The 13135-nt window shown below is 63.0% G+C and carries 8 protein-coding genes and 1 pseudogene; 3 read left to right on the forward strand and 6 right to left on the reverse strand.

All coding sequences use genetic code 11. The features are described 5' to 3' along the window. Nucleotides 1-73 precede the first annotated feature (73 nt). The 3 genes and pseudogenes from NKH49_RS13305 to NKH49_RS13315 all read right to left on the reverse strand — a co-directional run. Nucleotides 74-331 (reverse strand): annotated as a pseudogene (locus NKH49_RS13305) (styrene oxide isomerase); the annotation flags it as partial. A gap of 15 nt (nt 332-346) precedes the next feature. Next, entirely contained in the window at nt 347-532 is a 186-nt protein-coding gene (locus NKH49_RS13310; RefSeq protein ID WP_352612906.1) for a hypothetical protein, read from the reverse strand. A 138-nt stretch (nt 533-670) separates the two neighbouring features. Next, nucleotides 671-1645, reverse strand: a complete 975-nt coding sequence (locus tag NKH49_RS13315) for an alpha/beta fold hydrolase (RefSeq protein ID WP_352469521.1) — start codon at nt 1643-1645, stop codon at nt 671-673. A 476-nt stretch (nt 1646-2121) separates the two neighbouring features. Between NKH49_RS13315 and NKH49_RS13320 the strand changes: the two genes are divergently transcribed. Beyond that, nucleotides 2122-2586, forward strand: a complete 465-nt coding sequence (locus NKH49_RS13320; protein ID WP_023675381.1) for an Hsp20 family protein — start codon at nt 2122-2124, stop codon at nt 2584-2586. Nucleotides 2587-2676: 90 nt separating this feature from the next. Here the strand turns inward: NKH49_RS13320 and NKH49_RS13325 are convergent, their stop codons facing one another. After that, nucleotides 2677-3729, reverse strand: coding sequence for a threonine aldolase family protein (locus NKH49_RS13325; protein WP_352612903.1), 1053 nt, complete (start codon nt 3727-3729; stop codon nt 2677-2679). Between the two features lie 475 nt (nt 3730-4204). Between NKH49_RS13325 and gltB the strand changes: the two genes are divergently transcribed. Further along, nucleotides 4205-8935 carry a glutamate synthase large subunit gene (gene gltB, locus NKH49_RS13330; protein ID WP_352612901.1) on the forward strand — a complete coding sequence of 1577 codons (4731 nt, stop codon included), beginning with the start codon at nt 4205-4207 and terminating at the stop codon, nt 8933-8935. Nucleotides 8936-9078: 143 nt separating this feature from the next. Next, entirely contained in the window at nt 9079-10533 is a 1455-nt protein-coding gene (locus tag NKH49_RS13335) for a glutamate synthase subunit beta (protein WP_352469525.1), read from the forward strand. Nucleotides 10534-10555: 22 nt separating this feature from the next. On the opposite strand, the gene NKH49_RS13340 is transcribed toward NKH49_RS13335, so the two are convergent. After that, nucleotides 10556-11803 (reverse strand): SGNH/GDSL hydrolase family protein, encoded by a 1248-nt coding sequence (locus NKH49_RS13340; protein WP_352539361.1) that lies wholly within the window; start codon nt 11801-11803, stop codon nt 10556-10558. 26 nt (nt 11804-11829) lie between these two features. Next, nucleotides 11830-13056, reverse strand: a complete 1227-nt coding sequence (locus NKH49_RS13345) for a lytic murein transglycosylase (RefSeq protein WP_352612898.1) — start codon at nt 13054-13056, stop codon at nt 11830-11832. Nucleotides 13057-13135 lie beyond the last annotated feature (79 nt).

Below are 13135 nucleotides of genomic sequence, written 5' to 3' on the forward strand. Positions count from 1 at the left end.
CGCCGCGTTTGAGTGAACTCATGTGACGCGCTTGTTTTATGCATGTTATCGCAAAACCGCTGCGCGACATGCATTAGCTGTCGGCAGGCCAAGCGTCCGAGAGACGCAGGCCCCACAAAATGAGCACGAAAGAGATGAGGCCGGTCGGCGCGGACGAATACGCCACACCTTTGATCACAGCTTCCTGAAAGGCACTTCCGTGGAAGGCTCCGGCCGCCAACGGCATAGTCTCGTTGCCGGCCGCCCAAGCGCTGGCGATCACGTAGGCGGCCAGGATCGCCAAAGCCGAATAGATCAGCAGCCAGAAAGCAATCCGCGACGTCGCCGCGCCGAGATTGAGCCTAGATCATGTGAGGCCTAGAGCCAGCAAGAGAACGCCCTCCAGGGCGCTGAGCGTGTGCGCGGACAGTCCGAGCCGCGGTGCGGCGAGATACGGTATTGCAAACCCTTCGAATGACGAAAACAGCAGCAGCGCGACGCCAATCTGCAGTAGCCGATGCCCCTGACGTGACAGCGTGTTCGATGCGTTCATGGTCCTTTTTCTCCCGGCGAATGGCCTCCATTCTCTTTGGCAGCAACCTAGCGCTCGATGCCTTAACGGGAATAAGGGGGCACGCTGCGTCGGACAAGCGACCCGTGCGGGCTTTGTTGGCGGGCGCCGGCGAAGCGGTCAAACAGCGTCGCCGGTTCCGGGGATGAAGGCATCGAATGCCGCAAGCAACTGCTCGCGATAGAGGTCGGCTTCCTGGAGGATCTCATGGCGGGCGCCGTCGATCATCACTAGCGAGCCGACGCGCAGACGTCTCGCATAGGCTTCGACTGCCCTGGTCGAGACGACCTGGTCGGCGCCGGCGGCGATCATCAGCAAGGGCACCTGGATCTTGGCCATGAAATCCGGGTCGCTGACGATCAAGGATGCCTCGGTGGCCGCCTTCAGCCAGCGGATCGTCGGTCCGCCGAGCGCCAGCTGCGGATAGGTTTCGTAGATCAGCGTGTTGCGCCGATAGCGTTCCGGGTCGCTGGTCAGCTTGTTTATGGCGAAGGGCACCGATTCCTTGGGCCGCGGCCCCCATGCGGCATAGAGCCGGCCAAGGCCGAGAAGGCAGAACAGCGAACAGAGGCGGCGGACGGTTTTTACCGAAACCGGCAGGTCCGGCACGGTGAAGAACGGTGCGATCAGCACCATGCGGCGCACGCGGTTCGCCATCGAGGGCGCGGCGAGCAGCGCAATCACCGCGCCGGCCGAGTGGGCCAGTATGTAGTAGGGTCCTCGGCAATCGGGCAGCACGATCTCCTCGAAGAACTGCTCCAGATCGCCGGTGTAATCGAAGAAGCTCCGGACGAAGCCGCGCTGTCGGTCGCCGATCAGCCGGTCGGAAGCGCCCTGTCCGCGCCAGTCGAGGGTTGCCACGCCAAAGCCCCGGTCGGCAAGGTTGCGAATGGTCTCGAAATACTTCTCGATGCACTCGTTGCGGCCGGTCAGGACGACGACGGTGCCCTTCATCGGGCGGGCAACCGCGGCAAACAGCCCATAGCGGATCTTCTTGCCGTCGCGCGTGGTGAAGAAGCCGCCGGCCGCGTTTTCCGGCAGCGGATTGCCCGGAGTTTCCTGGAAGAGAGGGGGCTGGTGGAGAAGATCGGTCATGCGGTTTTTGGTTGGTGTCGGTGCCGGCGTGGGCGCAAGTCAGGCATAAACGCCCATGCGCCAAAAGCAAAGGAATTCGGGACGCCGGGGAGGTCGACCGCCAGGCAGCGAACAAGTAAGGCCGGAAGCAGCCTTGGCGTGCTTCCGGCCTCTGTCGACCGGGAGGAAGGGACGTTACACCCGGTTCGGCCTCGTCGTGTCGCCTTTTCCGGCGACCTGTTCGTGATCTCGAGAACAGTTTTAGTGCCGCCCGGCTGAACGCTCGCCGAAGCCACGGTTCATCTGCCGTTCATCGGCATCGGGACGTGGGCCGGGGACCGGTCCCGTTCGGACGCGGGAAAATCTTGAAATGCCGTCGCCGGCTTCCCAAATTTGGCATGCGGTCGCCAATGTCGGGGCCGCTGGCCCATCCGGAACGCCGTCACGGGTTTCGCACCGGCCATACGCAACCTTGTTGCTCAACAGGAGAACACACTATGCGTCACGTTGATTTTTCCCCGCTCTACCGTTCGACCGTCGGTTTTGACCGGTTGTTCACCATGCTCGATTCGCTTGCGCAGCCGGAAGGCCAGACGTATCCGCCTTACAACATCGAGCGCACGGGCGAGGATGCCTATCGCATCTCGATGGCTGTGGCCGGCTTCTCGGAAGATGAGATTTCGATCGAAGCTCACCGCAATGTGCTGACCGTCAAGGGTGAGCGCAAGGAGGAAGGCAATGGCGAAGGCTCCGAACTGCTCTATCGCGGTATCGCCAGCCGAGCCTTCGAGCGCCGCTTCCAGCTTGCCGATCACGTCGAGGTTGTCGGCGCCGCGCTGAAGAACGGCCTGCTCTTCGTCGACCTCAAGCGCAACATCCCCGAAGAGCTGAAGCCGCGCAAGATCGCGATCACCTCGGCTCCGGCCAAGGCCAAGCAGATCGAGGCCAAGACTGCCGCCTAAGCCAGGCAGCTAAACTCCGGGACGCCAACTCCCCGGGAAGAAAGGGCGGTGCAGCAATGCGCCGCTCTTTTTGCTGGTGGGCAAGGCTTGCTATCCGGCGAGCAGGTAGCCGAAACGGTCGACCTCGTCGGGCGTGGTCGCGAAGCTGGTGACAAACCGATAGAGCGCTTCGTCTTCGCCAATGTAGCCGTCGTAGCCGAGCGGCCTGTGCCAGTCGTGGAAGGCCGCCCCTGCCGCTTGCATTCTTTCGGCCTCGGCCTTTTTCATGACTGCGAAGACCTCGTTCGCCTGCGGCAGCCAGGCCAGCCGGGCCGAAGGGGAATCTTCTATCGCCGCGGCAAGCCGTGCCGCCATCGCATTGGCGTGCCGTGCTGTGTCGAGCCACAGCCCACCCCTGAAATAAGCATCGAATTGCGCGGCGATGAAGCGCGATTTCGAGAACAGCTGGGCCGCGCGCTTACGCAAAAAGGCCAATTCCTTGGCTCGCTCGAGGTCGAACAGCACGATCGCCTCGGCGCACCAACAGCCATTCTTGGTGCCGCCGAAGGAGAGGATGTCAACGCCATGCTTCCAGGTCATTTCGGCCGGCGTCGTTTCCAGCGCGACGAGCGCATTGGCAAAGCGGGCCCCATCCATGTGCAGCGGCAGTCCATGCTGCTTTGCGATCGCCGAAATCCTGGCGATTTCGTTCAGTGTGTAGACGGTGCCGACTTCGGTCGACTGGGTGATCGAAACGGCAACCGGCCGCCCGGAATGGACGTTTTCGGGTGCGAAACGGTCCACCGCCCGTTCCAGATTGCCGGCATCGATCCTGCCGAGTGCGCCTTCGACTGTACAAAGCCGCGAACCGCCGGTGAAATATTCCGGTGCACCGCATTCGTCCTCGATGATGTGCGATTCGCGATGGCAGAAGGAAATGCCGCCTGGCTTGTTATAGGTAGTCAGCGACAGCGAATTGGCAGCGGTGCCGGTGGCGACGAAAAACACCGCGACTTCGCATTCGAAGATCTCATTGAAGCGCCGGTAAACTGCCTTGTCGAGGACGCCGTCGCCATAGGCGGTGGAGAAGCCGTCGGCATGGGCCGACAGGCCGGCAGCGATACGGGGATGGGCGCCTGCCCAATTGTCGGAAGCGAAAATCATGCGTCTGCCTATGCTGGGGAAATCGGTGCGAGCTTGGCCGCTTTCGCATGCCGGCCGCAAGTGGCAGATACCGAAAATCCGCTAAAGCCAGCGAAACGCATGAGCGTAGATGCAGCGACTGAAGGTTACGCTGACACTGCGTTCCGCGCAATTTTCTGTCGCGAAAGCTTCAAGAATTTTGTGAATCGGTCTTGTGTGCATCCAAAATTTCTGTCATAAAAATTTAGGACAGTAGTGCTGTCTTATTTTGTCGCACAAAACTGGCCGCATTGGCATATGATTGCGCCTCTGCGGCCATTGCCGCGAGCGACAGCTAGACAGTCTGGCTCCGGCCTGTACGAATACCATATGCGAACCATGCGGAAAGCCGCACGGTCGGCAAGAATTTCGCAAGACGTGCCGCAGATTGAAAGGGGAGCCACGCGCTTCCCGACGGAAACCAGCGCCCGAAGGGGACGGAACGGAGGACAGGACGATGACGGATATGACGCCATCTGCGACGAAGGCCGCGCAGACGACAGCGGCAGCCGTCAAAAATCCGTCCCCGACCAATATTGGGCGAACCAACACCGGCTATGCTGCGCACGGCCTCTATGATCCGCGCAACGAGCATGATGCCTGCGGCGTCGGCTTCATCGTCAACATGAAGGGCGTGAAGTCGCACCAGATCGTCGAGGACGGCCTTGCCGTGCTCGAAAACCTGACGCATCGCGGCGCGGTCGGCGCCGATCCGCTGATGGGCGACGGCGCCGGCGTGCTGGTGCAGCTGCCGGACCGCTTCTTCCGCGAGGAGATGGCCAAGCAAGGGGTCGAACTGCCGAAGCCCGGCCACTACGCCGTCGGCCACGTGTTCATGCCGCGCGACCCGGAGCTGCAGGCGCATATCGAAGGCATCATCGCCGAGGTGGCGCAGCTCGAGGGCCAGCCGCTGCTCGGCTTTCGCGACGTGCCAGTCGACAATTCATCGCTGTCGAAGGCGCCCGACATCGCCGCTTCCGAGCCGGTGCACCGGCAGGTGTTCCTGGGCCGCGGCGCCGAGATCGAGAACGACGACGATTACGAGCGGCGGCTCTACATCCTGCGCAAGGTCATCTCCGGTCGCATCCATGAGGAGACCAAAGGCGTCGATAACGGCTTCTATGTCGTCTCGATGTCGTCGCGGACCATCGTCTACAAGGGCATGTTCCTGGCCTATCAGGTCGGCGCCTACTACAAGGACCTCACCGACCCGCGTTTCGAGACGGCGCTGATCCTTGTCCACCAGCGCTTCTCGACCAACACGTTCCCGTCGTGGAAGCTGGCGCATCCCTACCGCATGGTCGCCCACAATGGCGAGATCAACACGCTGCGCGGCAACGTCAACTGGATGGCGGCGCGGCAGGCTTCGGTCGATTCCGAACTGTTCGGCAACGACATCTCGAAGCTGTGGCCGATCTCCTATGAAGGGCAGTCCGACACCGCCTGCTTCGACAACGCGCTCGAATTCCTGACGCAGGGCGGCTATTCGCTCGCCCACGCCATGATGATGCTGATCCCGGAAGCCTGGGCCGGCAACAAGCTGATGGGTCAGGACCGCAAGGCCTTCTACGAGTATCACGCAGCGCTGATGGAGCCGTGGGACGGGCCAGCGGCGGTTGCCTTCACCGACGGCCGCCAGATCGGTGCCACGCTCGACCGCAACGGGCTGCGGCCGGCGCGCTACATCGTCACCGATGACGACCGCGTCATCATGGCTTCGGAAGCCGGCGTGCTGCCGGTGCCGGAGGAAAGGATCGTCAAGAAGTGGCGGCTGCAGCCCGGCCGCATGCTGCTGATCGACCTGGACAAGGGCCGCATCGTTTCCGACGAGGAGATCAAGTCGGAGATCGCGACCAGGCATCCCTACAAGAGCTGGCTCGCCAACACACAGCTCATCCTCGAGGATCTGAACCCGGTTGAGCCGCGCGCCCTGCGCAGGGATGTCTCACTGCTCGACCGCCAGCAGGCGTTTGGCTACACCCAGGAGGACACCAAGCTGTTGATGTCGCCGATGGCGACCACCGGCCAGGAAGCCGTCGGCTCGATGGGTACCGACACGCCGATTTCGGCAATGTCGGACAGATCGAAGCTGCTCTACACCTATTTTAAGCAGAACTTCGCACAGGTCACCAATCCGCCGATCGACCCGATCCGCGAGGAGCTGGTGATGAGCCTGGTGTCCTTCATCGGGCCGCGGCCCAACATCTTCGATCTTGTCGGCAATTCGCGCCGCAAGCGGCTCGAAGTGCGCCAACCGATCCTGACGAACGGCGATCTGGAGAAGCTGCGCTCCGTCGGCCACACCGAAGACCGTTTCGACACCAAGACGATCGACATCACTTACGGTTCGAATGAAGGCGCGGCCGGCATGCAGGGCGCCATCGACCGGCTGTGCGAGCGCGCCGAGGCGGCGGTCGCCGGCGGCTACAACATCATCATCCTTTCGGACCGTCAGCTCGGGCCGGATCGCATTGCCATTCCGGCGCTGCTGGCAACGGCGGCCGTGCACCATCATTTGATCCGCAAGGGATTGCGCACCTCGGTTGGGCTCGTCGTGGAATCCGGCGAGCCGCGCGAGGTGCATCATTTCTGCTGTCTCGCCGGCTACGGCGCCGAGGCGATCAATCCCTATCTCGCTTTCGACACGCTGCTCGACATGCACAAGCGTGGCGAATTGCCAGCGGAGGTCGATGCCTACGAGGTCGTCTCCCGCTACATCAAGTCGATCGGCAAGGGCATCCTCAAGGTGATGTCCAAGATGGGCATCTCGACCTACCAGTCCTATTGCGGCGCGCAGATCTTCGACGCCATCGGGCTCAAGTCGGATTTCGTGCAGAAGTACTTCACCGGCACGGCGACGCTGATCGAAGGCGTCGGGCTGGACGAGATCGCCGCCGAAACGGTCAGCCGCCACACCGACGGCTTCGGCAACGACCCGGTGCTGCGCAACAGCCTCGAGGTCGGCGGCGAATACATGTTCCGCATGCGCGGCGAGGCCCATATCTGGTCGCCCGACGCAGTGGCGACCTTGCAGCACGCCGTGCGCCAAGGCTCGTGGGAGACGTTCAAGGACTATTCCGCCCAGATCGACAGCGAGACGGCGCAGGCGCAGACCATTCGCGGCCTGTTCAAGATCAAGCTTGCGCAAGAGACCGGGCGCAAGAAGGTCAAGCTCGACGAGGTGATGCCGGCGGCCGATATCGTCAAGCGCTTCTCGACCGGGGCGATGTCCTTCGGCTCGATCTCAAGGGAAGCGCACACGACGCTGGCGCGCGCCATGAACGCCATCGGCGGCAAGTCGAACACCGGCGAGGGCGGCGAAGAGGCCGATCGCTATCTGCCACTGCCGGGCGGCGGCAAGAACCCCGAACGCTCGGCGATCAAGCAGGTCGCCTCGGGACGCTTTGGCGTCACGGCGGAGTATCTTGTCAATTCCGACATGATGCAGATCAAGGTCGCGCAAGGGGCGAAGCCAGGCGAGGGCGGCCAGCTGCCGGGTCACAAGGTCGATGCGACCATAGCAAAGGTCAGGCACTCGACGCCGGGCGTCGGCCTGATCTCGCCGCCGCCGCATCACGACATCTATTCGATCGAGGATCTGGCGCAGCTCATCTACGACCTGAAGAACGTCAATCCGGCGGCCGACGTATCGGTCAAGCTGGTCTCGGAAGTCGGCGTCGGCACGGTTGCGGCCGGCGTCGCCAAGGCGCGTGCCGACCACATCACCATATCAGGCTATGACGGCGGCACCGGTGCCTCGCCGCTGACCTCGCTCAAGCATGCCGGCAGCCCGTGGGAGATGGGCCTTGCCGAGACGCACCAGACGCTGGTGCTCAACGGCCTCAGGTCGCGCGTCGCGCTGCAGGTCGATGGCGGCCTGCGCACCGGGCGTGACGTCATTATCGGCGCACTGCTCGGCGCCGACGAGTTCGGCTTTTCGACCGCGCCGTTGATCGCGGCCGGCTGCATCATGATGCGCAAGTGCCATCTCAACACCTGCCCCGTCGGCGTCGCGACACAGGACCCGGTGCTGCGCAAGCGCTTCAAGGGCACGCCCGAGCACGTCATCAACTTCTTCTTCTATGTGGCGGAAGAGGTGCGGGCGCTGCTTGCCGAGATGGGCTACACCCATCTCGACCAGATCATCGGCGACACCGACCTTCTGGAAAAGCGCGAGCTGATCCAGCACTGGAAGGCACGCGGGCTCGACTTCAGCAAGATGTTCTACAAGCCCGATGCGCCGCACGAGGCGGTGCACTGGACCGAGCGGCAGAAGCATCCGATCGACGACGTGCTCGACCGCAAGCTGATCGAACTCGCAAAGCCGGCGCTCGAAGCCAGGCAGCCGGTCAGTATCGAACTGCCGATCCGCAACGTCGACCGTTCGACCGGCGCCATGCTGTCGGGCGAGGTGGCAAAGCGCTTCAAGCACAAGGGCCTGCGCGAGGACACGATCTCGGTCAAGCTCACCGGCACGGCCGGCCAGTCCTTTGGCGCCTTCCTGGCGCGCGGTGTCTCGTTCGAACTGGTGGGCGCCGCCAACGACTATGTCGGCAAGGGCCTGTCGGGTGGCCGCATTGTCATCCGCCCGCCGGAGAACACGAAAATCGTTGCTGCCGAATCCATTATTGTCGGCAATACCGTGCTCTACGGCGCAACCGAGGGCGAGGCCTATTTCTGCGGCGTTGCCGGCGAGCGTTTTGCCGTGCGCAATTCGGGTGTCGCCGCCGTCGTTGAAGGCGTCGGCGACCATGGTTGCGAATACATGACTGGCGGTATCGTCGTCGTCATCGGCCAGACCGGCCGCAACTTCGCCGCCGGCATGTCGGGCGGCGTCGCCTACGTGCTCGACGAGGCGGGTGATTTCGCCGAACGCTGCAACATGGCGATGGTCGAGCTGGAGCCGGTTCCGGAAGAGGACGACCTGATGGAAAAGCTGCTCCACCATGGCGGCGATCTCGACCATAAGGGCCGTGTCGACGTATCCGGCGATATGACCAGCCATGACGAGGAGCGGCTCTACCAGCTGATCTCCAACCACGTCCACTACACCGGCTCGGTACGAGGTCGCGAAATCCTCGACGACTGGGCGACTTTCCGGCCGAAATTCCGGAAGATCATGCCGGTCGAATACCGCCGCGCGCTGATCGAGATGGAGCGGATGCGCATGAACGTGGCGGCGGAATAGATTTGGAAATTGCCGGGAGGCCATGCGTCCCGGCAACCATCTTCATCAACAATCCTGACCTCGGACTGAAGGTTGCCACAGCTGCCTTATGAGGTTAACGGGTGCGTCGCCAGGCGTGCCTTCCGGACAGCAGGGACTGGACTATGGGCAAGGTAACAGGGTTTCTCGAGATCGACCGGCAGGTGCACAAGTACCAGCCGGCTTCCGACCGCATCCGGCATTTCCGCGAGTTCACGCTGCCGATGTCGGACAAGGAGGTCGAGAAACAGGCCGCGCGATGCATGGATTGCGGCATTCCTTATTGCCATGGACCGACCGGCTGCCCGATCCACAACCAGATCCCGGACTGGAACGACCTCGTCTACAATGGCGACTGGGAAAACGCGATCCGCAACCTGCATTCGACCAACAATTTTCCGGAATTTACCGGCCGCATCTGCCCCGCACCTTGCGAGGAAGCCTGCACGCTGAACCTCGAGGATATTCCGGTCGCCATCAAGACCATCGAGCAGGCCATTGCCGACAAAGCCTATGAAACCGGCCATATCCGGCCCTATCCGCCGGAACGGAAGACCGGCAAGCGCGTCGCGATCATCGGCTCGGGGCCGGCAGGCATGGCGGCTGCCCAGCAACTCGGCCGCGCCGGCCATGACGTTCACGTCTATGAGCGCGAGAGCCGGCCGGGCGGGCTGATGCGCTACGGCATCCCCGATTTCAAGATCGAGAAGCATTATATCGACCGGCGCATCGAGCAGATGCAGGGCGAAGGTGTCAGCTTCCATTGCGGCGTCAATGTCGGCGTCGACAAGCCGGTCGCCGAACTGCTCGCCGAATATGACGCCGTGCTCTATTGCGGCGGCTCCGAAACGCCGCGCCCGGCCAACATCCCGGGCGACGATCTCGACGGCGTGCACGACGCCATGCCGTATCTGGTGCAGCAGAACAAGCGTATCGGCGGCGAGCCGATCCAGTCGGTGGCATGGCCGTCGCGCCCGATCGTCGCCGGCGGCCAGCACGTCGTCGTCGTCGGCGGCGGCGACACTGCCTCAGACTGCGTCGGCACCGCCTTCCGCCAGGGCGCGGTACGCGTCACCCAGCTCGACATCCGGCCGCAGCCGCCGGAAAAGGAGGACAAGCTGTCGGTCTGGCCCTACTGGGCGACCAAGATGCGCACGTCATCGTCGCAGGCCGAAGGCGCCGAGCGCGAATTCCAGGTGGCGACGCTTGAATTCATCGGCGAAGACGGCCAGCTGACCGGGGTCAAATGCTGCGAGGTCGACGAAAAGCGCAAGCCGATCGCGGGCACGGAATTCGTCATCCGCGCCGATCTCGCGTTCATCGCCATCGGCTTTGCCGGGCCAGCCGCTCGCGGGCCGATCTCGGAACTCGACGGGCAGATGAAGATCGTCACCGACAGCCGCCGTTCGAAGAATGTCGAGGCCAATGACCGGGACTACAGGACCAGCGTCGAAAGGCTCTATGCGGCGGGCGACGTGCGGCGCGGCCAGTCGCTGGTCGTCTGGGCGATCCGCGAGGGTCGCCAGGCGGCGCGCGCCATCGACGAGGCGCTGATGGGATCGAGCGTGCTGCCGCGCTGAGCCCGTTCCGAAGAGGTTCTGTTTACTGGCGGATCGCCGTCGTCGTATCGGATGCGGCCGCCGTCGCAGGCTGTGTCTTGGGCGGCCAGGAGAAATCGTCGGCGCGGCCCGGTGAGGCGTCGGGCGCCTTGCCCTCGACGATCAGCCTTTCGCCCGGCAAATTCTTGTCAGCTTTTGCCGGCGGGGCGGCGCCGAGAAGTTCCGAGCCGCCGTCCAGCGCCGGATCGCTGAGCAGCATCGGCACGGTGCGATCGACAGCTATCGGTGCCGCGGCAGGTGCCGGCGCCTCGACGGGAGCGCCGGCCGGGGCAGAAGCCGTCACCACGCTTCCTGGCGCGGCCAGCCCCAGGATCTTCATCAGCTGCTTTTCGGTATAGAAGGCGAGCTTGCGCTTGCCGGCCTTCGACATGTTGATGCCGTCGTCGGAGCGCAGGCGCACCGATTGGCCGTTGATGTCCGGTCCGCTGGTGATGAAGGCGCCGTTCTCGTCGACGAACCCGTCCCAGACGTCGACGAATTCGCCGCCGTGGCTTTCGGCGGACGAGCGGAAGATGTCGTTGAAGGCCAGCATGTCGGAGGTCATTTTCGAGACCCGGAAGGCCGGCATGCCGACCCACAGATACGGCACCTTGGTTGCGGCGATGGCCTTGCCGAACGCATCGGTCCGGCGCTCGTATTCCTTGGTCCAGTTTTCGGATCGCGGCTGCTCGCGTACATCGCCGACGCGCATCTGCTGCCGGTCGTTGGATCCGAGCATGACGACGACGGCTGCCGGTTTTTCGGCAGCGATCAGCGACTTGACCTGTTCTGGCCAGTTGTAGACATCGTCACGCACGAAGCCGGACGATCCGTTGGCACGGACGACGATCCTGACGCCAGTGTTTTCGGCAAAGGCGGCGTCGAGCCCCTCAGCCAGCCCAGACGCCATGAAATCGCCGACCACCAGAACGACGCGTGCATCCGGCGCCTTCTCGACTACTGGGGTTGTCGGCTCGGCCGGCGGCGGCCGGCTAACTGACCGGGGCTTTCTCAGCTTGGGCCTGGGCTTTGTTCTCTGGAATTCTCTCTGGAATTCGGGCGGCGGCTGCTCAAACCGCTCGCTTCTGCGCGGAAACAACAGGTCGCGCAGCGACCAGCCACGACTTTCCGGCTCCTGCGCCATGGCCGCGGTATGAAAGGCACTGGCGCCGCCGACCGCCAGAACGGCGATCGCCAGAACGAGGATCGGCACGCGACGAACGATTAACCGGATGCGCGCAGCCGAAACCAATCACCCTCTCCATCCCGCAACCGGCTCTAGTTCTGCCTGAGCCATTTGAGCACTTCCTTGCTCGGATACCCGTCCTGGGTCAAGCCAGCCTTTGCTTGGAAGGCCATGATGGCGGTTTTCGATCCGTCACCGATCTTGCCGTCGAACTTGCCGTCGTAATAGCCGTGCTCGGAAAGTCGCTTCTGAAGCTCCTGCCTTTCCTCGAAGGAGAGCTTGGTAAACGGTCGCTTCCAGTCCTGCACAAGCCCGCCATAGCCGGCAATTTCGTCGGCAAGAAGGCCCACGGCGAGCGCATATTTGTCGGCATTGTTGTAACGCTTGATGACCGAGAAATTCTTGATCATCAGGAAAACCGGCCCGCCGCTGCCGCCGGGCAGCTTCAACGTCGCTTTGTCCGCACCGTTCTTGAACGGCTTGCCGTTGGCACGGCTGACCCCCAGCGCCTGCCATTGCGACAGCGACTTCGAGCCTCCGGGCAGCTTCTTGCCGTCCGGAAGGCTGACCTCATAACCCCAGGTCTTGCCTGCCTGCCAGCCGTTCTTCCTCAGCAAATTGGCGGCTGTCGCCAGTGCGTCGGGAATCGAATTCCAGATGTCGCGCTTGCCGTTGCCGTCCATATCGACCGCATAGGACTGGTAGCTGGTGGGGATGAACTGGGTATGGCCCATCGCGCCGGCCCATGAGCCGCTGAGATGGCTTTCGTCGATGTCGCCGGTCTGCAGGATCTTCAGCGCCGCGATCAGCTGGGTGCGGGCAAATTTCGCTCGCTTCGGATCGGCATAACCAAGCGTCGCCAGCGAGCGCACGACATTGCGCATGATATCATCGCGCTTGAGGGTTTCGCCGTAGTTCGATTCCATAGACCAGATGGCCAGCAGGATGTAGCGGTCGACGCCGTATCTTGCCTCGATCCTGTCCAGCCAAGGCTTCCATTTCCTTGCCATCTGCTGGCCGACGGCGACCGACTGGTCATGGACGCGGTTGTCGAAATAATCCCAGGCGGGTGCGGTGAATTCGGGTTGAGTACGGGCCTTTTCCAGTACCACCGGGTCAGCATCGTTGATGCCCTTGAATGCCTGGTCGTAGACGGAGCCGGAAACGCCGCTCGCCACGGCGGTAGCACGGAAGCTGGCGACCCATTGGCGGAAGCCGGCATCGGCAAAAGCCGGCCCGCTGGGCATGAGCAAAGCAAGCGAGAGGCTGGCGGCCGTCAGGACGCTGGTGAAGCGCCTTGCGGCGTTGCGAACGGACATCTTTTCCTCCTTCTTCATCTCAGGAAGACTATTCATCGCCGAACCCGGTTAGCATTTGGTTTACCATAGGTGCCGTGCG

Origin of the sequence: Mesorhizobium sp. M1088 (genome assembly GCF_040318575.1) — a bacterium.
Classification (GTDB): Bacteria; Pseudomonadota; Alphaproteobacteria; order Rhizobiales; family Rhizobiaceae; genus Mesorhizobium.

Bases quoted from the DNA above. Each gene is read 5' to 3' on its own strand.
- NKH49_RS13320 (WP_023675381.1), top strand. From the start codon at position 2,122: ATGCGTCACGTTGATTTTTCCCCGCTCTACCGTTCGACCGTCGGTTTT.
- NKH49_RS13325 (WP_352612903.1), bottom strand. From the start codon at position 3,729: ATGATTTTCGCTTCCGACAATTGGGCAGGCGCCCATCCCCGTATCGCT.
- gltB (WP_352612901.1), top strand. From the start codon at position 4,205: ATGACGGATATGACGCCATCTGCGACGAAGGCCGCGCAGACGACAGCG.
- NKH49_RS13335 (WP_352469525.1), top strand. From the start codon at position 9,079: ATGGGCAAGGTAACAGGGTTTCTCGAGATCGACCGGCAGGTGCACAAG.
- NKH49_RS13345 (WP_352612898.1), bottom strand. From the start codon at position 13,056: ATGTCCGTTCGCAACGCCGCAAGGCGCTTCACCAGCGTCCTGACGGCC.
- NKH49_RS13310 (WP_352612906.1), bottom strand. From the start codon at position 532: ATGAACGCATCGAACACGCTGTCACGTCAGGGGCATCGGCTACTGCAG.
- NKH49_RS13315 (WP_352469521.1), bottom strand. From the start codon at position 1,645: ATGACCGATCTTCTCCACCAGCCCCCTCTCTTCCAGGAAACTCCGGGC.